Here is a 26,563-nt window from a genome sequence, read left to right as displayed (position 1 = left end):
GAACTCAAGCGCCGAGTGGTCCTTCAAGCTTGCGCAATTAACGCGTAACCTGCCAGAAATTCTAGATTAAACGTTTCAGCAGGCGTATTTTTACGATGTTCGTCTCCGAGTGGCTACTGCCAATTGACCACTCGGTCAGCTATTTTTGAACACCCATGCGCTGAATTATTCAAAACAATACCTAGTGCGCCCATCGCACTAACTAGGAGAACGGCATGCTTGAGCTCACTGTAGAGCAGATTTCCATGGGCCAGGTGGCTGTGGACAAATCTGCTGCCTTGCACCTGCTCGCTGACACATTGGTGGCCGACGGCCTGGTCGCCGAGGGTTACCTCAGCGGCTTGCAAGCCCGTGAAGCCCAGGGTTCGACGTTTCTCGGCCAAGGCATCGCCATTCCCCACGGCACCCCTGAAACCCGTGACCAGGTGTTTTCCACCGGCGTGCGCCTGCTGCAGTTCCCCGAAGGGGTGGACTGGGGCGACGGCCAGATCGTCTACCTGGCCATCGGCATTGCCGCCAAGTCCGACGAACACCTGCGTTTACTGCAACTGCTGACCCGCGCCCTCGGTGAAACCGACCTGGGCCAGGCGCTGCGCCGTGCCGGTTCTGCCGAGGCCTTGCTGAAACTGCTGCAAGGCGCGCCGCAGGAGCTGGCGCTGGATGCGCAGATGATCGGCCTTGGCGTGTCTGCCGACGATTTTGAAGAGCTTGTGTGGAGGGGCGCGCGCCTGTTGCGCCAGGCCGATTGTGTCAGCAACGGTTTCGCCGCCGTGTTGCAGCAAGTCGATGCATTGCCGCTGGGCGATGGCCTGTGGTGGCTGCACAGCGAGCAGACCGTCAAGCGCCCGGGCCTGGCGTTCGTCACCCCGGACAAACCCATGCGGTACCTCGGCCAGCCGCTCAACGGCCTGTTCTGCCTAGCCAGTCTCGGCGAGGCGCATCAAACCTTGCTCGAACGCCTCTGTGCGTTGCTGATTGAAGGGCGCGGCCAGGAATTGGGGCGTGCCACCAGTAGCCGTGCGGTGCTGGAAGTGCTCGGCGGCGAGCTACCGCCGGATTGGCCGAGCGCACGCATTACTCTGGCCAATGCTCATGGCCTGCACGCGCGCCCGGCGAAGATCCTCGCGCAGTTGGCGAAAAGTTTTGAGGGCGATATTCGCGTACGCATCGTTGATGGCGCGGTGGGCGCGGTGTCGGTGAAAAGCCTGAGCAAGTTGCTGAGCCTCGGTGCGCGTCGCGGCCAGGTGCTGGAGTTTGTCGCCGAGCCGGCGATTGCGGGCGATGCGCTGCCTGCGTTGCTGGCGGCCGTGGAAGATGGGCTGGGCGAAGAAGTCGAGCCGTTGCCGACGGCCAGCGCTCAACCCGCAACACTCGATATTGAGCCGGTGGTCAGCGTGCCTTTGGCGGGGAGTCAAATCCAGGCCATTGCGGCCGCGCCCGGTATTGCCATCGGCCCGGCGCATATCCAGATCCAGCAGGTGTTCGATTACCCGCTGCGCGGTGAAACTCCCGTGATTGAGCGCCAGCGCCTGCACGCTGCGCTCACCGACGTACGCCGTGATATCCACGGCCTGATCGAGCGCAGCACGTCCAAAGCCATTCGCGAGATCTTTATCACCCACCAGGAAATGCTCGACGACCCGGAACTGACCGGCGAAGTCGACACCCGCCTCAAACAAGGCGAAAGCGCTGAAGCCGCGTGGATGAGCGTGATCGAAGCCGCCGCCAAACAGCAGGAGTCGCTGCAGGACGCCTTGCTCGCCGAGCGCGCCGCCGACTTGCGCGACATTGGCCGCCGCGTACTGGCGCAACTCTGTGGCGTCGAAACCGCCCAGGAGCCGAGCGAACCCTACATTCTGGTGATGGACGAAGTGGGCCCTTCTGATGTCGCGCGTCTGGATCCGGCCCGTGTGGCCGGCATCCTAACCGCCCGTGGCGGCGCCACGGCCCACAGCGCCATTGTCGCCCGGGCACTTGGCATTCCGGCGTTGGTCGGCGCAGGCGCAGCAGTGTTATTGCTGACCCCCGGCACGCCGTTGCTGCTCGACGGACAGCGCGGTCGCCTGCATGTGGCTCCCGACGCCGCCACCCTGCAACGCGCCACCGTTGAGCGCGACACCCGCGAACAACGCCTGCAAGCCGCTTCGGCGCAGCGCCATCAACCGGCCCTGACCCGTGACGGCCACGCCGTGGAAGTGTTTGCCAATATCGGCGAAAGCGCTGGCGTTGCCGGCGCGGTGGAGCAGGGGGCTGAAGGCATCGGCCTGCTGCGCACCGAACTGATTTTCATGGCCCACCCGCAAGCGCCGGATGAGGCCACGCAGGAGGCCGAATACCGCCGCGTGCTCGACGGCCTCGGCGGCCGCCCGCTGGTGGTGCGTACCCTCGACGTCGGTGGCGACAAACCGCTGCCGTATTGGCCCATCGCTCAGGAAGAAAACCCCTTCCTCGGCGTGCGCGGCATTCGGCTGACTTTGCAACGCCCGCAGATCATGGAGGCGCAATTGCGCGCGCTGCTGCGCTCGGCGGACAACCGCCCGCTGCGCATCATGTTTCCCATGGTCGGCAGTGTTGATGAGTGGCGCGCCGCCCGCGACATGACCGAGCGCCTGCGCCTGGAAATCCCGGTGGCCGACTTGCAGCTGGGCATCATGATCGAGGTGCCATCGGCGGCCTTGCTTGCGCCGGTGCTCGCCAAAGAGGTCGACTTTTTCAGCGTCGGCACCAACGACCTGACCCAGTACACCCTGGCCATCGACCGTGGTCACCCGACCTTGTCGGCCCAGGCTGATGGCCTGCACCCGGCGGTTTTGCAACTGATCGACATCACCGTGCGCGCCGCCCATGCCCATGGCAAGTGGGTGGGCGTGTGCGGCGAGCTGGCGGCGGATCCGCTCGCGGTGCCGGTGTTGGTCGGTTTGGGTGTGGATGAGTTGAGCGTGTCGGCCCGCAGCATTCCGGAAGTGAAGGCGCGGGTACGGGAATTCAATCTGAGCGAGGCTCAAAGCCTTGCGCAAAAAGCACTGGCGGTGGGTTCGCCCGCCGAAGTGCGTGCTCTTGTGGAGGCCGTGTAAATGGCAAGGATTTTATGCCTGACGCTGAACCCGGCGTTGGACCTGACCGTACGCCTGGGCCGCCTGGAGCCGGGTGAAGTCAACCGCAGCGAAACCCTGCTGACACACGCCGCCGGCAAAGGCGTGAATGTGGCGCAGGTGCTGGCGGATCTGGGTCACCTAGTGAGCGTGGGTGGTTTTCTCGGTGATGAGAACCCCCAGGCGTTCGAAGCGTTGATCGCCCGCCGCAAGTTTGGCAATGCCTTCATTCGCGTGCCGGGCGAGACGCGCAGCAATATCAAGATTGCCGAGAGGGATGGCCGAGTCACCGATATCAATGCGCCGGGGCCGCTGGTCGATAAAGAGGCGCAAGAGGAAATGCTCAAACTCATCGCCATCGTCGGCCCTGAATTCGATGCGGTGGTGGTGGCAGGCAGCCTGCCGCGGGGTGTCAGCCCTCAGTGGTTTCAGGGCTTGCTGGAAAAAATCAAAGGCCTGGGTTTGAAAGTCGCCCTGGACACCAGCGGCGAAGCCTTGCGCGCCGGTCTGCAAGCCGGCCCGTGGCTGGTCAAACCCAATACCGAAGAGCTCGCCGAGGTGCTGGGCAACTCCAAAGAGGCCATCCACCGCCTGCATCAGCAGGGTGTGGAGCATGTGGTGGTCTCCGATGGCGCTGCGGGCGTGACCTGGTACAGCCCGGGTGTTGCGCTGCAGGCCACGCCGCCAAAGGTCACGGTTGCCAGCACTGTGGGCGCAGGCGATTCACTCTTGGCCGGAATGCTTCACGGCTTGCTCGCTGGCGATACGCCCGAGCAGACCCTGCGCCGCGCCACGGCGATTGCCGCGATGGCAGTCACGCAAATCGGTTTCGGCATCAGCGATGACGCGCAACTGGCGCGCCTCGAAAGCGGCGTCCGCGTGCGCGCGCTGACAGAACAATAAGAGGGTTTGTGATGAAGTTAGCCATTGTTACCGCCTGCCCGAACGGCATGGTCACCAGTGTGCTGTGCGCCCGCTTGTTGGACGCCGCCGCGCAGCGCCAAGGCTGGAGCACCAGCGTCGAAGTGGTGGACGCGCAGCGCCCGGAGCGCCAGTTGTCCCAGGCCACACTCGAGGCTGCCGAATGGGTGTTGCTGGTCAGCAGCACGCCGGTCGACATGCTGCGCTTTGTTGGCAAGCGTGTGTTCCAGAGCACGCCGGCCCAGGCGCTGGCGGATGTCGACGCGGTGTTGCGCCGGGGCGCCGAAGAAGCCCAGGTATATGTCGCCAGTGAAGCGCCGGTGGTTGCGAAGAATGCCCCGCGTATCGTCGCGATTACCGCGTGCCCGACGGGCGTGGCGCATACCTTCATGGCCGCCGAAGCCTTGCAGCAAACCGCCAAACGCCTGGGCTACGACTTGCAGGTCGAGACCCAGGGCTCGGTGGGCGCACGTACGCCGTTGAGCGCGCAAGCCATCGCTGACGCTGATGTGGTGTTGCTGGCGGCCGATATTGAAGTGGCCACCGAGCGCTTCGCCGGCAAGAAGATCTACCGTTGCGGCACCGGCATCGCCCTCAAGCAATCCGAAGCGACCCTCAACAAGGCCCTGGCCGACGGCGCAGTGGAAAGTGCAACCGGCGCAGCGGTGGCGAAGACGTCGGAAAAAACCGGTGTGTACAAACACCTGCTCACCGGCGTGTCGTTCATGTTGCCGATGGTGGTGGCGGGCGGGCTGTTGATCGCCCTGTCATTCGTGTTCGGGATTCATGCGTTTGAGGAAAAGGGCACGCTGGCGGCGGCGCTCAAAACCGTCGGCGATCAAGCCTTCATGCTGATGGTGCCGCTGCTCGCAGGCTATATCGCTTACTCGATTGCCGACCGGCCCGGCATTGCGCCCGGCATGATCGGCGGGCTGCTGGCGGGGACGTTGGGGGCGGGCTTTATCGGCGGCATCTTCGCCGGTTTCCTCGCAGGCTACTGCGTCAAGCTGATCACCCGCGCGGTGAAGTTGCCGCAGAGCCTCGAGGCGTTGAAGCCGATCCTGATCATTCCGTTGCTGGCGAGTTTGTTCACCGGCCTTGCGATGATCTATCTGGTCGGGCCGCCGGTTGCACGCCTGCTCACCGGGCTGACGGATTTTCTCAGCACCATGGGCACCACCAATGCAGTGCTGCTGGGGATCTTGCTCGGCGGCATGATGTGTGTGGATTTGGGCGGCCCGATCAACAAGGCTGCGTATGCGTTTTCCGTCGGTTTGCTGGCCGCCTCCAGCGGTGCGCCGATGGCGGCAACCATGGCGGCGGGAATGGTGCCGCCGATCGGCATGGGCATCGCCACGTTCCTGGCCCGGCGCAAGTTTGCCCAGACCGAACGCGAGGCCGGCAAAGCGGCGATGATTCTCGGCCTGTGCTTTATCTCTGAAGGCGCCATTCCGTTTGCCGCCAAAGACCCGCTGCGGGTGATACCGGCCAGCATCGCTGGTGGCGCCTTGACCGGCGCATTGTCGATGTACTTTGGCTGCAAGCTCGCCGCGCCGCACGGTGGCTTGTTTGTGCTGATCATCCCGAATGCGATGAACCATGCGCTGCTGTACTTGCTGGCGATTGTGGCCGGCAGCCTGGTGACCGGTTTGGTGTATGCGCTGATCAAGCGCCCGGAGGCGGTGGAGCTGCCAGTCACGGCCTAACAATGTGGGAGCTGGCTTGCCTGCGATTGCATCACTGGGGTGTGACTGAAACACCGCGTTGCCTGTATCGCAGGCAAGCCAGCTCCCACATTTGATCTCCTTCTTCCTTCAGGTCGGTGTCACATGGGCTTCATCCGCCCATGCTTAAGTTTCCCTTTTGATGCTCAAGAGGGAACCTGCATGAGCCACTTCGACCTCGGCCGCCGCCGTGTGATGCAAGCTGTCGGTGCCGGCCTGTTGTTGCCGGGCCTGGCCCCGGTGGTGATCGCTTCGGTGAAGGACCGCCCGCAACTCACCGATGGCGTGCAGTCCGGCGACCTGCTCGGCGACCGCGCGATGATCTGGAGCCGCAGCGATCGCCCGGCGCGCATGGTGGTGGAGTGGGACACCCGCAGCGTGTTCAGCAACCCGCGTAAATTCATCTCGCCGCTGGCTGACAACCGCACCGACTTCACCGCCCGCGTCGAACTCACCGGGCTGCCCGCCGACCAGGCGATTTTCTACCGCGTGCATTTCGAAGACGCCCAGACCGGCGTCGCCAGCGAGCCGTGGTTCGGCCACTTGCGCAGCGTGCCGCAACAGCGCCGCGACATTCGGTTTGTATGGAGTGGCGATACCGTCGGCCAGGGCTTTGGCATCAACCCGGACATCGGCGGCATGCGCATCTACGAAGCCATGCGCCTGCGCCTGCCGGACTTTTTTATCCACAGCGGCGACACCATCTACGCCGACGGCCCGGTGCCCGCGCAGCTCACGGTCGAGGACGGGCGCGTCTGGCGCAACATCACCACCGAGGCCAAAAGCAAAGTCGCCGAAACCCTTGATGAGTATCGCGGCAACTACCGCTACAACCTGCTCGATGACAACGTGCGCCGCTTCAATGCCGAAGTGCCGCAGATCTGGCAGTGGGACGACCACGAAGTGGTGAATAACTGGTCGCCGAGCAAGCAGCTCGATGAGCGCTATCAGACCAAAGACATCAACACCCTGGTGGGCCGCGCGCGCCAGGCGTGGCTGGAGTATTCGCCGATGCGCCGGCAGGCGGCCGACGGTGGCGGGCGGATTTATCGCAAGCTCAGTTATGGCCCGTTGCTGGATGTGTTCGTGCTGGACATGCGCAGCTATCGCGGCCCCAACGACGACAACCTGGGCGGCGAAAAACCCTTTATGGGCCGTGAGCAACTGGACTGGCTCAAACGCGAACTCAAGGCCTCACAGGCCCAGTGGAAAGTGGTCGCTGCCGACATGCCTATCGGCCTCGGCGTGCCCGACGGCGAAGTCAGCCCCGGTGTGCCGCGCTGGGAGGCCATCGCCAACGGCGACCCGGGGCCGGCGCAAGGCCGTGAGCTGGAGATTGCCGAGTTGCTGGGTTTCTTGCGCGCGCAACAGGTGCGCAACCATGTGTGGCTGACGGCGGATGTGCATTACTGCGCGGCGCACCACTATCACCCGGACCGGGCGGCGTTTCAGGATTTCGAGCCGTTCTGGGAGTTTGTGGCCGGGCCATTGAATGCCGGGAGTTTCGGGCCGAACCAGTTGGACAAGACGTTCGGGCCCGAGGTGGTTTTTCAGAAGGCGCCAGCCGTGCAAAACAGCTCGCCGTTGGCCGGGTTCCAGTTTTTTGGCGAGGTGCAGATTGATGGGCGGACGGCGGAGTTGACGGTGATTTTGCGCGATCTGGATGGGGTCTCGGTGTTCGAGCAAAAGCTGCAGCCGGCCTGACGTGGAATGCAGTCAAAACGGTGGGAGCTGGCTTGCCTGCGATAGCATCACTGCGGTGTGACTGACACACCGAGGTGCCTGCATCGCAGGCAAGCCAGCTCCCACATTTGTTCCTCGGTGTTTATGGGGGCTCAGTACACATCCCGCCGATAACGGCCTTGCTCGATCAAGCGCTCCACGGCTTCGCCTCCGAGGATGTCGTGCAACGCCTGATCCACCCCCGTCGCCATCCCCTGCAAACTGCCGCACACATAGATCGCGGCGCCGTCTGCCAGCCATTTGCGCAGCACATCGGCGGACTCACGCAGGCGGTCCTGCACGTAGATTTTCTCTTCCTGGTCGCGGGAAAACGCCAGGTCCAGCAGGGCCAGGTCGCCGCTGGCCAGCCAACCTTGCAGCTCGTCCTGGCACAGGTAGTCATGGGCGATATTGCGTTCGCCAAACAGCAACCAGTTGCGCTGCTGACCGTCGGCAATGCGCGCTTTTAGCAGGCTGCGCAACCCGGCAAGGCCGGTGCCGTTGCCGAGCAGAATCAACGGTACGGGCGCCTCCGGCAGGTGGAAACCGCTGTTGCGGCGCAGGCGCAGGCTGATGCCGGTGCCGAGGGCGGCGTGTTCGGTCAGCCAGCCGGAGCCCAGGCCCAGGCTGCCGTCGGGGTGGCGTTCCTGGCGCACGATCAGCTCCAGCACGCCGTCGCTGGCAATCGAGGCGATGGAGTATTCGCGCATGCCCAACGGCACCAGCGCGCTGACCAGCGCTTGAGCATGCAAGCCCACCAGATGGGCGCGGTTGTCCGGCAGTTGGCGAGTGGCCAAGGCTTGGTTGAGGGTTTGCGGCAGGTCGTCAATCACCACGCCGTCGCTGCCTGCCAGGCCGAGGCCCGCGAGGAAATGCTCGATAGCCCACGGGCAATTGCGCGGCAGGATTTCCACCAGGTCACCCGCCAGCCAGGTCTGCGGCGAAGGCGGTGTGAGGCCCAGCAAGTAGACGTCTGCGCCGACGCTGTCGCGGTTGAGCAAACGGCGTTGGCTCAGCGTCCAGTTATCGTACTGCGCGGGCTGCCAGACAGCTGCGGGTGCGTGGCCTGTGAGTTGGCCCAGTTGCTGTTGCCAGGTCTGCAACGCCAGGGTGTCGCCGCTGTCGACCTCCACCGGGGCGAACAGCGCATTGCCGCCCTGGTGGGTCAGCCAGAAATGCAGGCGCCGGGCAAAGCCACAGAAATGTTCGTACTGGCGATCACCCAGCGCCAGCACTGAATAGTTCAGGCCTTTGAGGGGCAGGTCCTGGCCGAGCACGCTGCGTTCGAAACCACGGGCGCTGTCGGGGGCTTCGCCATCGCCGAACGTGCTGACCACGAACAGCGCGTTTTCTGACTGGCTCAAGTCACTTTGGCTGACGCTGCCCAGCGGCTGCACTTTCACCGGCAACCCTGCCGCCTGTAATTGCCCGGCCGTTTGCCATGCGAGTTGTTCGGCGAAACCACTTTGGCTGGCGAAGCCGATCAGCCAGGCGGGTGCGTTGCTCTGGGGGGGGCCGAGGCCTTTGCGGGCCTCGCGCACCTGGCGTTTTTTGCGACGACGGTCGAGGTACAACAGCCAGCCGGTGATGAAGAACAGCGGCATCATCAACGAACTGACGGTGAGGATGATCCGCCCCGGCAGGCCGAAGTAACTGCCGGTGTGCAGGGCGTAGATACTGGTGAGCAGGCGGGACGTGAAGCTCTTGCTGGCGTAGCGGTCCTGGGACTTGACCTCGCCGGTGGCCGGGTCAAGGTTGATCTGGTTTTGCGCGCGGTCGTGGGGCGATGATTTGAGCAGGTAATACACAATGGCCGGCTGCCCGGCGACGGCCGGCATGCGGATGTTGTAGGCGCTCAATTCGGGGCCGGCGTTGCTGTAGATGCTGCTCCAGATCGCATCGTAGTTGGCCACCGGCGCCGGGCCTTCGGGCGCGGGGCCACGTTTGCGCGCACGCTCGTTTTGCGGCGCGTCGGACATCAATTTGTTCAGGCCCTGGCTGTACCAGTCGTAGGACCAATACAGGCCGGTCAGCGCCGAAAAAAGGTAGAACAGCAGGCACCAGGTGCCGAACACCGAGTGCAGGTCCCAATTGAAGCTGCGGCCTTTTTTGCGCCAGTCCAGCGTCAGCCAGGCACGCCAGCTCGCCACTTGGCGCGGCCAACGCAGGTACAGGCCGCTCAGGCAGAAAAACACCAGGATCAGGGTGCAGGCACCGGTGATGTTGCGCCCCACATCACCCATGACCAGGAAACGGTGGAACTGCAGGATAAAGCCGAAGAAGTCCTGGCCGACAGCGTCGCCCATGTAGTCGCCGGTGTAGGGATCGAAGTAGCGCATCTGGCCACGACGCTCGCCGGGCGGGGCCGTGAAGAACACGCGCGCGGCGTTGCCGCTCTCGCTTTCCACCCAGAGCATGGCGACGGTCTTGCCCTCGGTGGCTTCGAGCTTGCGCACCAGTTCGGCAGGCGGCAGCACGCCGGCTTCACGTTTTTCGACGCTCAAGACGGTAGGGTTGAGCGCCCGCAGAATTTCATCCTGAAACGAGACCGTGGCCCCGGTGATCCCCATCAACGCCAGCACCAGCCCGGCGGTAATGCCGAAGAACCAGTGCAACTGGAACAGGGTTTTCTTCAACACGTCGGACCGCCTCGCTCAGCTGGATATAAAAGTCACGGCGCGCATTATGCCGTGGGTTAACGAGAAATATTCTGTTTTACACGCAAAAGCCCCACGCATCCGATGCGTGGGGCTTCTGGCCGAACCCTGGCCGTGTTTAGAAGTGGAAACTGGTGGTCAACAGGGCCGTACGACCGGCAGCCTGGTTGGCGAAATGCGCCGCGTAGGCTTTGTCGTAGTAGGTCTTGTCGGTCAGGTTTTGCACGTTCAACTGCAGGTCGACGTTCTTGGTCAACTTGTAGCTGGCCATGGCGTCGTAGCGGGTGTAGGCCGGTACGTAGACGGTGTTGGCCGGGTCGCCGTAAACCTGATCGACGTAGAACGCGCCGCCGCCGACGGTCAGTTTTGGCGTGATGTCATACGTGGTCCACAGGCTGAAGGTGTTCTTCGGCGTGTTGGGCATCTGGTTGCCTTTGTTGGAGCCGGCGATGATTGCTCCGGAACGGTTGCCGTTTTTGCCAGGGTCGACCAGCTCGCTTTTCAGGTAGCTGTAACCGGCGAACACCTGCCATTGATCAGTGAGCTTGCCGCTGGCGGACAGTTCCAGACCATCGACGCGCGACTCGCCCGCAGTGTCATAGGTGTTGGCGTCTACCAGGATTCGGGTGTTTTTCTTCTCGGTACGGAAGATCGCGCCGGTCAGGGAAAGGCGGTTGTGGAACAGATCCCACTTGGTGCCCAGCTCGTAGTTGACGGTTTCCTCCGGTTGCAGATCGCTGCTGAGCGGATTGCTCTCTGCACCTTCACCGACCAGGCCACCAGCAGGTGTTGCCGAGGTGGCATAGGAGGTGTAGATGCTGCCGTTGTCCAGCGGCTTCCAGACCAGACCCGCCTGCCAGTTGAAGAACTGGCTGTCGTCCTTGAGCTTGCTGCGCCCGGCTACGGCATTGGTGTTGGCTACTGTATCAAAGGTGTCGTAACGCAAACCGACGTTCAGCAGCCATTTCGGATCCAGCTCGATGGTGTCGAATACATAGGCGGCGCGGCTGGTGGCCTTGGTGTTGGTGCCCATGTAGTTGCGCGCGACGCTGCCGGTCCAGGCGTCGTCCGGTGTCGGGTTGCTCAGCGAGGTGCATTGGCCGCCCAGGCTGCCTTTGGCCACGGTGCAGGTCGGGTTGGCGTTCGGGCTGACGGTGTAGCCGCTGACGCGGGTTTCTTCGCCGGTGAATTCCAAGCCGGTGGAGTACGAGTGCTTCATGCCCGCCAGTTGGAAGTTGCCGAACAGGTCAGTCTGGTTGGTCGTGGTTTCGGTGGTCGAAACCCGAGTATTGGCGCGGCGCCACACCGTGCCGAAACGGTTGACGTTGCGCTGGCTGTCGTCTGGCTGGGTCAGCACATAATCCTGGCCAGTGCTGCCGTGGCGCAGGGTGTTTTTCAGCGTCATGTTGTCGTTCAGGTCGTGCTCGATCGAGAACGTGCTGATGTCGGCGCGGGTCTTGCGAAAATCGCGGTCTTTCAGGCCGTAGAAGTTATTGCTGTCGCCGCCGTCGGTGGGTTTGTCATGCACGTGTGCAGTGGCCGTCGGCGAGCTGTAGCCATACGGAATCCCCGAATCCGGCAGGTCGTTGCTTTCCACGTGGTAGTAGCTGAAGTTGACGCGGGTCGGTGTGCCCAGGCCGAAGGTCAGCGATGGCGCCACGCCCCAGCGGTCGTAGTCGATCACGTCACGGCCGGCCACGTTTTGCTCGTGGCTCATCAAGTTCAGGCGGAACGCGGCACTGTCGTCGAGGAACTGACGGTTGACGTCGAGTACGTAGCGCCGGGTCTGGTCGGAACCGTAGGTGAAACCACCGTTGGTGAAGTCGCGCGCTTGGGGCGTCTTGCTGACCAGGTTGATGCTGCCGCCGGCTGAGCCGCGACCGCCGAAGGACGAGTTCGGGCCTTTGCTGACTTCAATCGATTCAATATCGAAAATCTCGCGGCTCTGGCCGCCGGTGTCGCGCACGCCATCCAGATAGGTGTCACCCTGGGCGTCAAAACCCCGGATGAACGGGCGGTCGCCCTGGGGATTACCGCCTTCACCCGCGCCGAAGGTGATGCCCGGCACGGTGCGCAGGGCGTCCTGCAACGAGGTGGCGGCGGTGTCTTTCAACACTTGTTGCGGCACGACGGTGACCGAGCGGGGGGTGTCTACCAGCGGCGCGGTGTACTTCTGCGAAGAGGCTTTTTCGACCTGATAAGAGGTGTTGTCCTGTGCCTCACCGGTAATGCTGGTGGCGCCAAGGGAGATGCTGTTGCGCTGGCCTTTTGGTTCGGTGTCTTCGGCCGCTTGCGCCAATTGGGCGGCAGAGCTGGCACTGAGGGCAACGCCGATGGCCGAAGCCAGCATGCGAGGTGAACTGACAGGTGTTTTTTGTATGGTGCGCGACATGAGTTGTCCTTTCCCCAAGGAGGTGAGGGCGCGGAATATAGGGCGAACAAGACTTTCTATCAATTGCGATACATTGCTATTCGTGAGGAATTTACATTCTTTACACTTTTGCCTTACGGTTTTTACGAACTCATTCGTCTGCCGTGTTTTACAGGGCGGATAAGAATCAATACCATTGGCATCCCTCTGATTTCAGGTATCGCCCATGTTGCTGCACATTCCCGGCCTGTTCTCTCGCGAGGAGGTGCAGCGCATTCGCCAGGCCCTGGAAAATACCGAATGGGCCGACGGTAAAATCACCGCCGGGCACCAGTCGGCCAAGGCCAAACACAACCTGCAGTTGCCCGAAGGCCACCCGCTGGCCAAGGAAATCGGCGCGGCGATGCTGGAACGTTTGTGGAAAAACCCGCTGTTTATGTCAGCGGCGTTACCGCACAAGGTCTTCCCGCCGCTGCTGAATTGCTACACCGCCGGCGGCAGTTTCGACTTTCATATCGACAACGCCGTGCGCCAAGCCCGGGGCAGCCACGAACGGGTGCGCACTGACCTGTCGTCGACGCTGTTCTTCAGCGACCCGGAGGAATACGACGGCGGCGAGCTGGAGATCCAGGACACCTTTGGCCTGCAGCGCGTCAAGCTGCCGGCCGGCGACATGGTGTTGTACCCCGGCTCCAGCCTGCACAAAGTCAACGCCGTGACCCGAGGCGCACGCTATGCCTCGTTCTTCTGGACCCAAAGCCTGGTACGTGAAGACAGCCAGCGCACGCTGCTGTTCGAGATGGACGGCGCCATCCAGCAACTGACCCGTGACGTGCCGGACCACCCGGCGCTGATCCAACTGACGGGCACCTATCACAACCTGCTGCGCCGCTGGGTTGAGGTCTGAGATGGGCTTTTTATTGCGCCGCGAAGAAGTGCTCAACGTCGAGCAACTGCAAAGCATGCTCGACGACTCCCCGGTGCGCGCCGCCCAGGCCATCCTGATGGCGGCGAAGGAGGGCGTGCTCGACGCCCAGGCGTTGCTCGGGCAAATCCTGCTGGAAGGGCGCGGCATTGCGCGGGATGAAGCGTTGGCACTGCGTTGGTTTCAGATCGCGGCCCAAGGTGGGCATTTGATGGCGCGCAATATGGCCGGACGTTGCCTGGAGCATGGCTGGGGCTGTGCCGTCGATCAGGCAGCGGCGGCGAAGGAATATTGCCGAGCGGCGGAGGCTGGGTTGGATTGGGGCCAGTACAACTACGCGAACCTGCTGGCTACCGGCCGAGGTGTGGCTGAAGATCGCCCGCTAGCGCTGATGTTTTATCGTCTGGCGGCCGAGCAGGGGCATGCCAAATCCATGAACCTGGTGGGTCGTTATTTGGAAGACGGGCAGTTTTGTCCACGAGATCTGGAGGCCGCCGTCGACTGGTATCGCCGTTCCGCCGAGGGTGGCGATTTTCGCGGACAGTTCAGTTATGCAGCGGTGCTGGCTGATAAAGGCCAAATCGAAGAGGCACTGCAGTGGTTGCGCAAGGCGTTGACGGGCGGGAATCTCAAGTTTTTGCGTACGGCCCATAAAGCCTTGGAGGCCGCAAACGATCCGCAGATTCGCGCCATGGCTGAAGCCTACCAGCAACGCGCCGTTACCTTGTCTTGAGGCATAAAAAAACCCATGACACGTCATGGGTTTTTTATGCGCAGCGTTCTTACACGTAGTAAGACTTCAACGGCGGAAAGCCATTGAATTCAACCGCGCTGTAACTAGTGGTGTAGGCACCGGTCGACAACCAGTACAGACGATCACCAATGGCCAGATTCAGCGGCAGGCCGTATTTGTAGTTCTCGTACATGATGTCGGCGCTGTCGCAAGTCGGGCCGGCGATGACCACTTCTTCCATCTCGCCTTTCTTCTCGGTCCAGATCGGGAACTTGATGGCTTCGTCCATGGTTTCGATCAGGCCGGAGAATTTGCCCACATCCGTGTACACCCAACGCTCGACGGCGGTGCGGGATTTACGCGCGACCAAGACCACTTCGCTGACCAGGATACCGGCGTTGGCGATCAACGAACGGCCTGGCTCCAGGATGATTTCCGGCAAGTCGTCGCCGAAGTCTTCCTTGAGGAAACGGATGATTTCTTCAGCGTAGGTTTCCAGGCTGTTGGTGCGGGTGATGTAGTTGGCCGGGAAGCCACCGCCCATGTTGATCAGCTTCAGGTGAATGCCGTCTTCTTCTTTCAAACGTTCGAAGATCACTTTGACCTTGGCAATCGCTGCGTCCCACACGCTGATGTCGCGCTGTTGCGAACCGACGTGGAAGGAGATGCCGTACGGCACCAGGCCCAGGTCGCGGGCGAGGATCAGCAGGTCCATGGCCATGTCGGTCTGGCAGCCGAACTTGCGCGACAAAGGCCAGTCAGCGGTGGTCGAGCCTTCGGTGAGGATCCGTACATACACTTTCGAGCCCGGCGCGGCCTTGGCGATGTTGCGCAGGTCGGCTTCGGAGTCGGTGGAGAACAGGCGCACGCCTTTCTCGTAGAAGTAGCGGATGTCCTTGGATTTCTTGATGGTGTTGCCGTAGCTGATACGGTCGGCGCTGACGCCACGGTCCATGACCTTGTCCAGCTCGTAGATCGAGGCGATGTCGAAGCTCGAACCCTTCTCTTTGAGCAGGTCGATGATCTCGACGGCGGGGTTGGCCTTGACCGCGTAATAGACTTTGGCGAATTCGAAACCGGCGCGCAGGTCATCGTAGGCCTGGCTGATCATCGCGGTGTCGATCACCACGAACGGGGTTTCTTGCTTGTCGGCGAACGCCTTCATTTTGTCAAAAGTGGCGCGCGCGAAATAATCTTCGACGTTGATCGACATGCTGGGAACTCCTAAGGGCAAACTGTTTTAGTCAATGGGTGCAAATGAACGTCCTCCGTATCCCCACTTTGGTTCGCCTACTTCCCAAGGCATGTCGCCGAAAGCAAAAAGGCCATGGGAATAACCGCTTCCCTTGGCCTTGCTGTCTCGTCGTCAGTACTTGAGCCGGATGGATCGTTTCCAGCATGGACGTTCGGCGCGAACTTTAGGGCGTGAGGGGCTTGAGATCAACTAAAAATGTCGCGTTTTTGCACGCGTTCGTCGCGGGACCGCGTGCAGCTACTTATGTAACCGACCGGTGTGACGGATTGATGTTCCCCGGTTGGGGCAAATCAGCGGGATTTGTGGTGCCTTCATCGCAGGCAAGCCAGCTCCCACAGGGAATTGCATTCCAGCAGGGAAATGCATTTCAACTGTGGGAGCTGGCTTGCCTGCGATAGCGGTCTATCAGGCCAACGCCGTCTCGGCAGGCGAAACAATACTGGTCTTGCCCCCACGGGACTTACCGGAACTCAAGTACTCGGCAATCGACTCCTGCGTCACCTCACCCAGGAACACTCGCTCCGCATCCATCACCGGCAACCACGAGCGGTTGAACTCGTACATGCGCGACAGCAGGATGCGCAAGTGTTCGTCATACGCCGCCGTAGCGTTGAACTCGCGCAGGTACTGGCCGCAGGTACCGGCCTGACGGTGCAGGTCGCGGCGTCGCACATAACCCAGCGCCTTGTTCTCGGCGCAGGTGACCACCACATAACGGCGGTCATGCTCGTCCATCAGTTCCAGCGCCTCGGCCACGGGGGTTTCCGGGCTCACTGACGGCGCATTGTCGGCCGCATCCTCGGCCTTCACCAGCAACAGGCGCTTGAGGGTGCTGTCCTGGCCCACGAAGTTGCTGACGAACTCGTCGGCCGGGTGGGCCAGCAAGGTGTCCGGGTGATCGATCTGCAGCAGTTTGCCGGCGCGGAAGATCGCGATCTTGTCGCCCAGTTTGATGGCTTCGTCGATGTCGTGGCTGACCATAATCACGGTCTTGTTCAGCGCGCGTTGCATCTCGAAGAACTCGTTCTGGATCATCTCGCGGTTGATCGGGTCGACCGCACCGAACGGCTCGTCCATCAACAACAGCGGCGCGTCAGCTGCCAGCGCGCGGATCACACCGATCCGCTGTTGCTGGCCACCGGACAACTCACGCGGGTAGCGGTGCAAGTACTGCTTGGGCTCCAGCTTGATCATGCTCATCAACTCGCGGGCGCGGTCGTGGCATTTCTGTTTGTCCCAGCCGAGCAGCTTGGGCACGACCACGATGTTTTCCTCGATGGTCATGTTCGGGAACAGGCCGATTTGCTGGATCACATAACCGATGTTGCGACGCAGGGTCACTTCGTCGAGGTCGGTGGTGTCTTCGCCATTGATCAGAATCTTGCCCGACGTGGGCTTGATCAGGCGGTTGATCATTTTCAGCGTGGTGCTCTTGCCGCAGCCCGACGGGCCGAGGAACACGCAAATTTCGCCTTCATTGACGGTCAGGCTTACGTCGTTCACGGCAGACACTGTTTTGCCGTTGCTTTGAAAAGTCTTGGTCAGGTTTTGAAGTTCGATCATTTGAGCAGTCCTTTTGGAGTCAGCGAGCGTTGCAGCCATTGCAAAAGCAGGTCGGCGAAGATAGCCAGCAGGCTGACCAGCACGGCGCCGACGATCAGCATCGACATATCGCTGCGGCTGATGGCAGCCAGAATAAGTACACCCAAGCCACCGGCGCCGATGGTGGCGGCGATGGTCATTACACCGATGTTCATCACCACGGCGGTGCGCACACCGGCGAGGATCACCGGCACCGCGATGGGCAACTCGACCATGCGCAGGCGCTGGCCGAAGGTCATGCCGATGCCGCGTGCAGCTTCGCGAATGCCCGCGTCCACGCCCGTCAGGGCGAGGTAGGTGTTACGCATGATCGGCAGCAGGGAGTAGAGGAACACGGCGGTGATCGCCGGCATCGGCCCCAGGCCTTGGCCGAACTTGGAGTAAAACGGCAGAAGCAGGCCGAACAGCGCAATGGACGGCACGGTCAGCAGCACCGTGGCGCTGGCTTGCAGCGGGCCGGCGAGGGTTGGGAAGCGCGTCATCAGCACGCCCAGGGGCACGCCCACGACGATGGCCAGGACCACGGCGATGCCGACCAGGGTGATGTGCTGCCAGGTCAGGTGCAGGACCTGAGCCCAATCAAGATGGGAAAAGGCGTTTAAAAATTCCATGTCTTCTCCTCTTTTCAGTTGATCGGATGTTGGCGCAGGAAATCGGCGGCAACAGCGGATGGGCTTTCATGGTCGACGTCGACGCGCGCGTTGAGCTGGCGCATGGTTTCGTCGTCGAACAGGGCAGCCAGTGGCTTGAGGTCGGCCGCCAATTCCGGATGGGCGTCGAGATACACCTGGCGCACCACGGGCGCTGCGGTGTAGTCCGGGAAGTAATGCTTGTCGTCTGCCAGCAGCTTCAATTTGAAGGCGTTCAGGCGACCGTCGGTGGTGTAGACCAAGCCGGCAAACACCTGGCCATTACGCAGCGCGGTGTAGACCAGGCCGGCGTCCATCTGCCGGGTGTTTTTGCGGGTCAGGTTCATGTCGTACAGCTTGACCATGCCGGCCAGGCCGTCGGAGCGGTTGGCGAACTCGGTGTCCAGGGCGACCAGGCGGTTTTCCCTGGTGTTTTCGGCCATGGCTTGAGTGAGGTCGCTGATGCTGTTGATTTCAGGGTATTCCGCGGCCACCTTTTCCGGCAGGGCCAGGGCGTAAGTGTTGCTGAACTTCGACGGCGAGAGCCAGACAAGGCCTTTTTTCGCGTCGAGTTCTTTCACTCGGGCGTAGGACTGTTCGCTATCGAGCTTCTCGTCCACATGGTTGTAGGCCACCAGCGACACGCCGGTGTATTCCCAGATCAGGTCCAGTTGCCCGCTTTCCTGGGCACTGCGCGCCAGGTTGCTGCCCAGGCCGCCGGTCACGCGGGTGTCGTAGCCCTTGGTGCGCAGGTACTGGGAGGTGATTTCGGCGAGCAGGGTCTGTTCGGTGAACACCCGGGCACCGATGCGGATGACCGGTTTTTCAGCGGCTTGCGCAAACCCTGCGAACAGCAGGACGCAGCTCAGTATCAATGTCAGCTTTTTCATGTCGATTCCTTAAGACGCCCGCAGCCCGCGTTCCAGCCAGAGGCGGCTGGCCAGGGTCACCAGCCCGTCAAGCAGCAAGGCGAGCAACGCGGTACACGCGGCGCCGAGCAGCAATTGCGGCTGATTGTTCAGGGCAATACCGGGGAAAATCAGGCTGCCGAGGCTGTTGGCGCCAATCAGAAAGGCCAGCGGTGCGGTCCCCACGTTGATCGCCAAGGCCACGCGCACGCCGCCGATGATAATCGGCACGGCGTTGGGCAACTCCACGCGAAACAGCACCTGGCGCGGCGTCATGCCGATGCCGGTGGCGGCTTCTTTCAGGGAACCCTGGACGTTTTTGAGGCCTTCGTAGGTGTTGCGCACGATGGGCAGGAGGGAGGCCAGGAACAGCGCGAAGATGGCCGGGCCACTGCCGATGCCGAGGACGCCGAGGGCGATGGCCAGTACGGCCAGGGGAGGGACGGTGTTGCCGATGTTGAAGATCTGCATGAAGCGTTCTGCGCGCCCGACCATGTTCGGTCGGCTGAGCAGGATACCGGCGGGGATGCCCACAACAAGGGCGGCCAGCATGGAGACTAGAACGAGGATCAGGTGAGCTTGCAGGTAAAACAACAAATCGTCGCGGTACAATTCGATCGTGTTGATGCCGATCCAGTGGACCAGCAGGGCCAGAAGGGCGACGACAACCGCTCCTCCTATCAGCCCTTTGCCATAGCGAATAGCCACAGGCGGACTCCTTTTTTCTTTTGTCGGCGAACACATTTCCGAGCGGCAATGCCATTCCTGGCTGTCGGCGAATGTGTTCGCGAAAAGCAGCTCGCCGATACCGGCAACGCGGTATGCGATCGAGCCATGAGCGCAGCCTCGTCAGGCTAACTTGCTGATTTATCAGCCCCTGTTCCGAGTGCGGTAGCAGGGGAGTGGACGTCTCGACCTTTTAAAAGGTTCCATACTTGGCAGCATTTAGCCACCCCCAATCGGGTGAACGGTGGTCCGGCGCCCGGGGTTTGCGCTATACTCGCCGCCCTTTTTTGACTCACCTGCCAGGCGATTTCCCATGACCCACCAGGCCGCCGAAGTCGCGAAACGCCGCACTTTCGCCATTATTTCCCACCCCGATGCCGGTAAAACCACCATCACCGAAAAGCTGTTGCTGATGGGCAAGGCAATCGCTGTGGCCGGCACGGTGAAATCCCGCAAATCCGACCGCCATGCCACCTCTGACTGGATGGAAATGGAGAAACAACGGGGTATTTCCATTACCACGTCGGTCATGCAGTTCCCGTATCGCGACCACATGGTCAACCTGCTCGACACCCCGGGCCACGAAGACTTCTCCGAAGACACCTACCGCACTCTGACTGCGGTGGACTCGGCGTTGATGGTCCTCGACGGCGGTAAAGGCGTCGAGCCACGTACCATCGCGCTGATGGACGTATGCCGTCTGCGTGACACGCCGATTGTCAGCTTCATCAACAAACTCGACCGCGACATCCGCGACCCGATCGAGCTGCTCGATGAAATCGAAGCCGTCCTGAAGATCAAGGCCGCGCCGATCACCTGGCCGATTGGTTGCTACCGCGACTTCAAAGGCGTGTACCACCTGGCCGACGACTACATCATTGTCTACACCGCCGGCCACGGTCACGAGCGCACCGAAACCAAGATCATCGAGAAGCTTGATTCGGACGAAGCCCGCGCCCACCTGGGTGACGAGTACGACCGTTTCGTCGACCAGTTGGAACTGGTGCAGGGCGCCTGTCACGAGTTCAACCAGCAGGAGTTCCTCGACGGCCAGCTGACCCCGGTGTTCTTCGGTACTGCTCTGGGCAACTTCGGTGTGGACCACGTGCTCGATGCCGTGGTCGATTGGGCGCCGAAGCCTTTGGCCCGTGTTGCCAACGAGCGCACCGTGGAGCCGGTTGAAGAGAAATTCACCGGTTTCGTGTTCAAGATCCAGGCGAACATGGACCCCAAACACCGCGACCGTATCGCCTTCATGCGCATCTGCTCCGGCAAATACGAAAAAGGCATGAAGATGCGCCACGTGCGCACCGGCAAGGACGTGCGCATCGGCGATGCCCTGACGTTCTTCTCCTCCGAGCGTGAACAGCTCGAAGAAGCCTTCGCCGGTGACATCATCGGTCTGCACAACCACGGCACCATCCAGATCGGTGACACCTTCACCGAAGGCGAAGCGTTGGGCTTCACCGGCATCCCGCACTTCGCCCCGGAACTGTTCCGCCGCGTACGCCTGCGTGACCCGCTCAAGTCCAAGCAACTGCGCCAGGGCCTGCAGCAACTCGCGGAAGAGGGTGCCACCCAGGTGTTCTTCCCCGAGCGCAGCAACGACATCATTCTCGGCGCCGTCGGTGTGCTGCAGTTCGATGTGGTCGCCAGCCGCTTGAAAGAGGAATACAAGGTTGAGTGCTCCTACGAGCCGATCACCGTGTACTCCGCGCGCTGGATCGAATGCGCCGATAAGAAGAAGCTGGAAGAGTTCTCCAACAAGGCCGTGGAAAACCTCGCGGTGGACGGCGGTGGTCACCTGACTTACCTGGCGCCGACCCGGGTCAACCTGGCGTTGATGGAAGAACGCTGGCCGGATGTGAAATTCCGCGCGACCCGCGAGCATCACTAAAAAACAAGATGGGCCATACCGCTGGTATGGCCCATCTTGTAGCGCTCCCTATCCCCAATGAATACAGAGCCGGCTCCGCATTTGGTGGTGATGGCTATTTCTTTGCGGGGTAGTAACTTTTAGTAATCGCTTCTTCTACATAACGGTCGTATTCGGCGCGAGCGATAAATCCATTCTTGTCTTTGTCTGCCGTTTTAAAGGCAACACCATCAAATTCTGATTTGTCGGTATACCCCAGTTCCTGGGCTGTTTTATTACCGCGATCCTGCATGTACACGCTCCATTCCTGCCTTGAAAGTTGCCCGTCCTTATTGAGGTCGGAGTAGTTCCAGTTGTCGTTATAGATGGTGTTGTAGAGACCTGCGCAGGCCGTGAGGTTGATAACGGCGGTGGTGAGTGCGAGTGCAGCCAGTAAAGTTTTCATGCTTTAGCCTTGATGAGGAAAGGCTGGACTTTAGTGTTTGATGTTTCGCCGGAGCAATGATCCAGGCAGAGGGTTCAAGATTTTCGGAAAAGTCTGACGCGCAACTACCTCCCGGCTTTGAGCTATCAACCATGTGGGCGCTGGCTTGCCTGCAATTGCATCAACTCAGTGTCTCTGAAGCACCGAGGTGTCTGCATCGCAGGCAAGCCAGCTCCCACATTTTGATCTGCGTATAACCGGGAGTTGGCGGGAAGGCCACATCCGGTCTAGCGTTTCAACTATTGCACCCATTCACCGACGGATCAGGAGGCGATCTTGCGTATAACTCAACGCGCCATTCATCTGGTGCTGCTGGGGTGCCTGGGGCTGGCGTGCACCGCGGCGCTGGCGGATGCCGGAACACCTCAGTGGAAGGACACCGGCCCGGTCACCAAAAGGAAGCAAAGCGAGGTCAACTCCGGCAGTTGGCAGCCCCAGGCCCAACCCGCGCCGAAGGAGGATGCAGAAAACCCTTATAACGAAGGTGAGGACAGCGAAACCTACGACGACGGCGACACCTGAGGCCTGGCGTAAACCCGGCATTAGGACTAGCGTCTACCCTGGCGGCGGTAAAAGGCTGTCGTGCAGGATTCATCTACTGACTGGACGGAAATCGACCATGAGTATTTTTCAACGTGTAGTGCTGTTGATAAAAGTGTTGGTGCTGTTGTCGTTGGGGATGTCGACGGCCTGGGCGCATACCCCGGCGCAGGGCAGCCAGGCGGGCTTTTCGGCAGTGCAGACGGCGCAGGGCAAGCACTTGCAACTGGCCAAGTCGGAAGCTGAACCCGGCGATGAAGATCAGGGCGGCAGCAAGGATGATGATGACCAGCAAGCGCCGCCGGATGACGATGACACCCCTGAAGGTGACAGCGATACCTGAGGCATAAAAAAGCCCCACCGGCCGGACTGATGCGCAATCTGGCGGGCGGGGCGGTAGAACTCAAGCAATGCCCCGGGCTTTGTCAGCCGGGGCATCTTTTTACGGGTCAGGCCACGAATTGCTCCGCGTAGTGGCAAGCCACTTGGCGGTTATCCAGGGCCCGCAGTTGCGGCTCCTCGCTGCTGCAGCGCGCGGTCGCATACGGGCAGCGCTTGTGGAACGCGCAGCCAGGTGGCGGGTTCAGCGGGTTAGGCAGCTCGCCGACGATTTTGATCTTCGGCTTGTTCGGGTCCGGGTGGATGGTCGGGGTGGCCGACAGCAGTGCCTGGGTGTACGGGTGCAGCGGGCGGGCGTAGATGTCTTCCTTGGGGCCCACTTCCACCGGGCGGCCGAGGTACATCACCATCACATCGTCCGCGACGTGTTGCACCACCGCCAGGTTGTGGGAGATGAACACGTAGGCCGTGTTGAATTCCTGCTGCAGGTCCATGAACAGGTTGAGCACCTGGGCCTGGATCGACACGTCCAGTGCCGAGGTCGGCTCATCCGCCACCAGTACTTTGGGTTGCAGCATCATCGCGCGGGCCAGGGCGATCCGCTGGCGCTGGCCACCGGAGAACATGTGCGGGTAGCGTTGATAATGCTCAGGGCGCAGGCCCACTTGCTTCATCATCGCCTGCACTTTCTCGCGGCGCTCGGCGGCGGACAGGTTGGTATTGATCAACAGCGGTTCGCCGAGTTGATCACCGACTTTCTGCCGTGGGTTCAACGAGGCATACGGGCTCTGGAACACCATCTGTACGTCTTTACGCAGTTGCTTGCGCTGGGCCTTGTCGGCGCCGGCCACTTCCTGGCCGGCGATTTTCAAGGAACCCGAAGACGGCTCTTCAATCAGCGTCAGCGCACGGGCCAGGGTGGATTTGCCGCAACCCGACTCGCCGACCACGGCGAGGGTTTTGCCGGCTTCCAGCTCAAAGGACACACCATTAAGCGCACGTACCAGCGCGTGGCCCTTGAACAGGCCACGGGACACTTCGTAGTGACGGGTCAGGTCGCGGGCGGTAAGAACGACGGCCATTACGCCACCTCCTGGTTCAAGGGGTAGAAGCAGCGCGCAAGGCTGTTGGATTTAGGGTCGAGCCCCGGGCGGGTCTGACGGCAGCTTTCCTGCACATACGGGCAGCGCGGCGACAGCAGGCAACCTTGCGGGCGGTCGTAACGACCTGGAACGATGCCCGGCAGCGTGGCCAGGCGCGTGGCGCCCAGGCTGTGCTCTGGGATCGCCTTGAGCAGGGCTTCGCTGTACGGGTGCGCCGGAATGTCGAACAACTGCGGCACCTGCCCGACTTCTACAGCTTGGCCGGCGTACATCACGCATACGCGCTGGGCGGTTTCAGCCACCACCGCGAGGTCGTGAGTGATCAGCACCAGGCCCATGTTCTGTTCTTTTTGCAGGGCCAGCAGCAGTTCCATGATCTGTGCCTGGATCGTTACGTCCAACGCGGTGGTCGGTTCGTCTGCGATCAGCAGCTTCGGCTCGCCGGCAATCGCCATGGCGATGGCCACACGCTGGCTCATACCGCCGGACAGTTGGTGCGGGTAGGCATCCATACGGCTGGCAGCGCCCGGGATTTCCACTTTTTCGAGCAGTTCGATCGCACGTTTGCGCGCTTGCTTGCCGGACATTTTCAAGTGCAGGCGCAGCACTTCTTCAATCTGGAAACCCACGGTGTAGCTGGGGTTCAGCGCGGTCATCGGGTCCTGGAACACCATCGCCAGGTCTTTGCCGACGATTTGGCGACGCTGGCGGTTGCTCAGCTTGAGCATGTCCTTGCCGTCGAAGTTCAGCGCGTCGGCGGTGACGATGCCGGGGTGCTCGATCAGGCCCATCAGCGCCATCATGGTCACGGATTTACCCGAGCCCGACTCGCCAACGATCGCCAGTACTTCGCCTTTGTCGACGGAGATGTCGAGGCCGTCGACCACCGGTACGGCGGTCTTGTCGCCGAAGCGGACGTTGAGATTCTTGATTTCTAACAGTGACATGGGAATCTCCTCAGGCGGCGTTCTTGAGTTTCGGGTCCAGCGCATCGCGCAGGCCGTCACCCATCAAGTTGATTGCCAGCACGCTGAGCAAAATGGTCAAACCCGGCAAACTCACTACCCACCAGGCGCGTTCGATGTAGTCACGGGCCGAGGCCAGCATGGTGCCCCACTCAGGGGTTGGCGGTTGTACGCCAAGGCCGAGGAAGCCCAGGGCCGCGGCATCGAGAATCGCCGAGGAGAAACTCAGGGTGGCCTGAACGATCAGCGGCGCCATGCAGTTAGGCAGCACGGTGATGAACATCAGGCGCGGCAAGCCCGCGCCGGCGAGGCGGGCGGCGGTCACGTAGTCACGGTTCAGCTCGCCCATCACCGCCGCGCGGGTCAAACGGACATACGACGGCAACGAGACGATCGCGATGGCGATCACGGTGTTGATCAGGCCAGGGCCGAGGATCGCGACAATGGCGACAGCCAGCAGCAGCGACGGCAGGGCCAGCATGATGTCCATCAAGCGCATGATGGTTGGGCCAAGCAGGCGCGGGAAGAACCCGGCGAACAGACCCAGCAGGATGCCCGGGATCAGCGACATCACCACCGACGACAAGCCGATCAGCAACGACAGGCGCGAACCCTGGATCAGGCGCGACAGCAGGTCACGGCCCAGTTCGTCGGTGCCGAGCAGGAACTGCATCTGCCCGCCTTCCAGCCAAGCCGGCGGGGTCAGCAGGAAGTCACGGTATTGCTCGCTCGGGTTATGCGGTGCCACCCAAGGGGCAAACAGCGCGCAAAACACCACCAGCAACATGAACAGCAGGCCGGCAACCGCGCCTTTGTTCTTGGAGAAGGCTTGCCAGAATTCTTTGTACGGGGACGGGTACAGCAGGCTTTGATCGACTGCTGACACTTGAGTAGGTGTGGTCATGGTCATGATCTCAGCGCTGGTGACGGATGCGTGGGTTGGCGAAGCCGTAGAGGATATCCACCACGAAGTTCACCAGGATCACCAGGCAGGCGATCAACAGGATGCCGTTTTGCACCACCGGGTAGTCCCGCGCGCCAATGGCTTCGATCAGCCATTTGCCGATGCCGGGCCACGAGAAGATGGTTTCGGTCAAAACCGCACCGGCCAGCAGGGTGCCGACTTGCAGGCCGACCACGGTCAGTACCGGAATCAACGCGTTACGCAGGCCGTGCACGAACACCACGCGCGCCGGCGACAGGCCTTTGGCCTTGGCGGTACGGATGTAGTCTTCACGCAGCACTTCGAGCATCGATGAACGGGTCATCCGCGCGATCACGGCCAGCGGGATGGTGCCGAGCACGATGGCCGGCAGGATCAGGTGGTGCAGGGCGTCGAAGAACGCATCCGGCTCGTCAGCCAGCAGGGTGTCGATCAGCATGAAGCCGGTGCGCGGCTCGATGTCGTAGAGCAGGTCGATACGCCCGGAAACCGGGGTCCAGCCCAGGCTCACCGAGAAGAACATGATCAGGATCAGGCCCCACCAGAAGATCGGCATCGAATATCCCGCCAGGGAGATGCCCATCACCCCATGGTCGAACAGGGATCCTCGTTTCAGGGCCGCGATCACCCCGGCCAACAGGCCCAGGATACCGGCAAACAACAGGGCGGCCATGGACAGTTCCAGGGTCGCGGGGAAGAGGGCGGTGAATTCGGTCCACACGCTGGTGCGTGTGCGCAGCGATTCACCGAGGTCGCCATGGGCGAGCTTGCCTACATAGTCCAGGTATTGCGCATACAGCGGCTTGTTAAGGCCAAGGCGTTCCATTGCCTGTGCGTGCATCTCGGGGTCGACTCGTCGTTCGCCCATCATGACTTCAACGGGGTCGCCGGGGATCATGCGAATCAACGCAAACGTGAGCAACGTGATGCCGAAAAACGTGGGGATCAATAACCCCAATCGGCGGGCAATAAAACTAAACATCTTGTTGTGTACCTCAGTCAGCCGGTTAGGCAGGTTCGGCACCGTCAATGTCGACGGTGCCGAGCG

The 26,563-nt window shown here is 61.6% G+C and carries 21 protein-coding genes; 9 read left to right on the top strand and 12 right to left on the bottom strand.

The genetic code is table 11. From position 1 onward, the window contains the following. Nucleotides 1–215 precede the first annotated feature (215 nt). The 4 genes from ptsP (at nucleotide 216) to AB4P94_RS01980 (ending at nucleotide 7,441) form a co-directional block, all read left to right on the top strand. Nucleotides 216–3,074: a phosphoenolpyruvate--protein phosphotransferase gene (gene ptsP / locus AB4P94_RS01995; RefSeq protein WP_395609187.1), complete on the top strand. Its 2,859-nt coding sequence runs from the start codon at nucleotides 216–218 to the stop codon at nucleotides 3,072–3,074. Continuing rightward, nucleotides 3,075–3,995, top strand: coding sequence for a 1-phosphofructokinase (pfkB, locus tag AB4P94_RS01990; protein ID WP_395609186.1), 921 nt, complete (start codon nucleotides 3,075–3,077; stop codon nucleotides 3,993–3,995). An 11-nt stretch (nucleotides 3,996–4,006) separates the two neighbouring features. Then, nucleotides 4,007–5,719, top strand: coding sequence for a PTS fructose-like transporter subunit IIB (locus AB4P94_RS01985; protein WP_395609185.1), 1,713 nt, complete (start codon nucleotides 4,007–4,009; stop codon nucleotides 5,717–5,719). Nucleotides 5,720–5,899: 180 nt separating this feature from the next. Next, complete coding sequence (locus tag AB4P94_RS01980) at nucleotides 5,900–7,441, top strand: alkaline phosphatase D family protein (protein ID WP_395609184.1); 1,542 nt, start codon at nucleotides 5,900–5,902, stop codon at nucleotides 7,439–7,441. Between the two features lie 131 nt (nucleotides 7,442–7,572). Here the strand turns inward: AB4P94_RS01980 and AB4P94_RS01975 are convergent, their stop codons facing one another. Continuing rightward, complete coding sequence (locus AB4P94_RS01975; protein WP_395609183.1) at nucleotides 7,573–10,098, bottom strand: PepSY domain-containing protein; 2,526 nt, start codon at nucleotides 10,096–10,098, stop codon at nucleotides 7,573–7,575. 136 nt (nucleotides 10,099–10,234) lie between these two features. Next, entirely contained in the window at nucleotides 10,235–12,508 is a 2,274-nt protein-coding gene (locus AB4P94_RS01970; protein ID WP_395609182.1) for a TonB-dependent receptor, read from the bottom strand. Nucleotides 12,509–12,713: 205 nt separating this feature from the next. Here AB4P94_RS01970 and AB4P94_RS01965 point away from each other — a divergent pair, with 205 nt between their 5' ends. Both AB4P94_RS01965 and AB4P94_RS01960 read left to right on the top strand, forming a co-directional pair. Beyond that, nucleotides 12,714–13,394, top strand: a complete 681-nt coding sequence (locus AB4P94_RS01965) for a Fe2+-dependent dioxygenase (RefSeq protein WP_395609181.1) — start codon at nucleotides 12,714–12,716, stop codon at nucleotides 13,392–13,394. A 1-nt stretch (nucleotide 13,395) separates the two neighbouring features. Beyond that, nucleotides 13,396–14,145, top strand: a complete 750-nt coding sequence (locus tag AB4P94_RS01960; protein ID WP_395609180.1) for a tetratricopeptide repeat protein — start codon at nucleotides 13,396–13,398, stop codon at nucleotides 14,143–14,145. A 49-nt stretch (nucleotides 14,146–14,194) separates the two neighbouring features. On the opposite strand, the gene AB4P94_RS01955 is transcribed toward AB4P94_RS01960, so the two are convergent. The 5 genes from AB4P94_RS01955 to AB4P94_RS01935 form a co-directional block, all read right to left on the bottom strand. Next, nucleotides 14,195–15,358, bottom strand: a complete 1,164-nt coding sequence (locus tag AB4P94_RS01955) for a type III PLP-dependent enzyme (protein WP_053117055.1) — start codon at nucleotides 15,356–15,358, stop codon at nucleotides 14,195–14,197. A gap of 447 nt (nucleotides 15,359–15,805) precedes the next feature. After that, nucleotides 15,806–16,963 (bottom strand): betaine/proline/choline family ABC transporter ATP-binding protein, encoded by a 1,158-nt coding sequence (locus AB4P94_RS01950; RefSeq protein ID WP_057006931.1) that lies wholly within the window; start codon nucleotides 16,961–16,963, stop codon nucleotides 15,806–15,808. Then, a complete protein-coding gene (locus AB4P94_RS01945) occupies nucleotides 16,960–17,613 on the bottom strand; it encodes an ABC transporter permease (protein WP_395609179.1) in 654 nt (217 codons plus the stop codon). Before AB4P94_RS01945 ends, AB4P94_RS01950 begins: the two co-directional genes overlap by 4 nt. A gap of 14 nt (nucleotides 17,614–17,627) precedes the next feature. Then, the gene (locus AB4P94_RS01940) at nucleotides 17,628–18,521 is read right to left on the bottom strand and encodes a glycine betaine ABC transporter substrate-binding protein (RefSeq protein ID WP_395609178.1); all 894 of its coding nucleotides are present in this window, start codon (nucleotides 18,519–18,521) and stop codon (nucleotides 17,628–17,630) included. A 9-nt stretch (nucleotides 18,522–18,530) separates the two neighbouring features. Then, nucleotides 18,531–19,283 (bottom strand): ABC transporter permease, encoded by a 753-nt coding sequence (locus tag AB4P94_RS01935; RefSeq protein ID WP_395609177.1) that lies wholly within the window; start codon nucleotides 19,281–19,283, stop codon nucleotides 18,531–18,533. Nucleotides 19,284–19,578: 295 nt separating this feature from the next. Here AB4P94_RS01935 and AB4P94_RS01930 point away from each other — a divergent pair, with 295 nt between their 5' ends. Further along, nucleotides 19,579–21,162, top strand: coding sequence for a peptide chain release factor 3 (locus tag AB4P94_RS01930; RefSeq protein ID WP_395609176.1), 1,584 nt, complete (start codon nucleotides 19,579–19,581; stop codon nucleotides 21,160–21,162). Nucleotides 21,163–21,256: 94 nt separating this feature from the next. Here the strand turns inward: AB4P94_RS01930 and AB4P94_RS01925 are convergent, their stop codons facing one another. Further along, entirely contained in the window at nucleotides 21,257–21,586 is a 330-nt protein-coding gene (locus AB4P94_RS01925) for a hypothetical protein (RefSeq protein WP_395609175.1), read from the bottom strand. Between the two features lie 315 nt (nucleotides 21,587–21,901). Here AB4P94_RS01925 and AB4P94_RS01920 point away from each other — a divergent pair, with 315 nt between their 5' ends. Both AB4P94_RS01920 and AB4P94_RS01915 read left to right on the top strand, forming a co-directional pair. After that, on the top strand, nucleotides 21,902–22,147 hold the full coding sequence (locus AB4P94_RS01920; protein ID WP_395609174.1) for a hypothetical protein: 246 nt from the start codon (nucleotides 21,902–21,904) through the stop codon (nucleotides 22,145–22,147). Between the two features lie 97 nt (nucleotides 22,148–22,244). Continuing rightward, nucleotides 22,245–22,508 (top strand): hypothetical protein, encoded by a 264-nt coding sequence (locus AB4P94_RS01915; RefSeq protein ID WP_395609173.1) that lies wholly within the window; start codon nucleotides 22,245–22,247, stop codon nucleotides 22,506–22,508. Between the two features lie 106 nt (nucleotides 22,509–22,614). On the opposite strand, the gene AB4P94_RS01910 is transcribed toward AB4P94_RS01915, so the two are convergent. Genes AB4P94_RS01910 through AB4P94_RS01895 form a run of 4 tightly spaced genes read right to left on the bottom strand, consistent with a single transcriptional unit; the run spans nucleotide 22,615 to nucleotide 26,497 of the window. Further along, entirely contained in the window at nucleotides 22,615–23,586 is a 972-nt protein-coding gene (locus AB4P94_RS01910) for a peptide ABC transporter ATP-binding protein (RefSeq protein ID WP_017138288.1), read from the bottom strand. Continuing rightward, a complete protein-coding gene (locus AB4P94_RS01905) occupies nucleotides 23,586–24,554 on the bottom strand; it encodes an ABC transporter ATP-binding protein (protein ID WP_053131654.1) in 969 nt (322 codons plus the stop codon). Before AB4P94_RS01905 ends, AB4P94_RS01910 begins: the two co-directional genes overlap by 1 nt. A gap of 10 nt (nucleotides 24,555–24,564) precedes the next feature. Next, nucleotides 24,565–25,476, bottom strand: coding sequence for an ABC transporter permease subunit (locus AB4P94_RS01900; protein ID WP_065911602.1), 912 nt, complete (start codon nucleotides 25,474–25,476; stop codon nucleotides 24,565–24,567). A 10-nt stretch (nucleotides 25,477–25,486) separates the two neighbouring features. Beyond that, complete coding sequence (locus tag AB4P94_RS01895; RefSeq protein WP_010565541.1) at nucleotides 25,487–26,497, bottom strand: ABC transporter permease subunit; 1,011 nt, start codon at nucleotides 26,495–26,497, stop codon at nucleotides 25,487–25,489. Between the last annotated feature and the right edge of the window lie 66 nt (nucleotides 26,498–26,563).

This window comes from Pseudomonas sp. B22129 (assembly GCF_044218875.1).
Lineage (GTDB): Bacteria > Pseudomonadota > Gammaproteobacteria > Pseudomonadales > Pseudomonadaceae > Aquipseudomonas.
The sequence above is the reverse complement of the archived record's forward strand: the minus strand, read 5'-3'. Positions and strand labels throughout refer to the sequence as shown.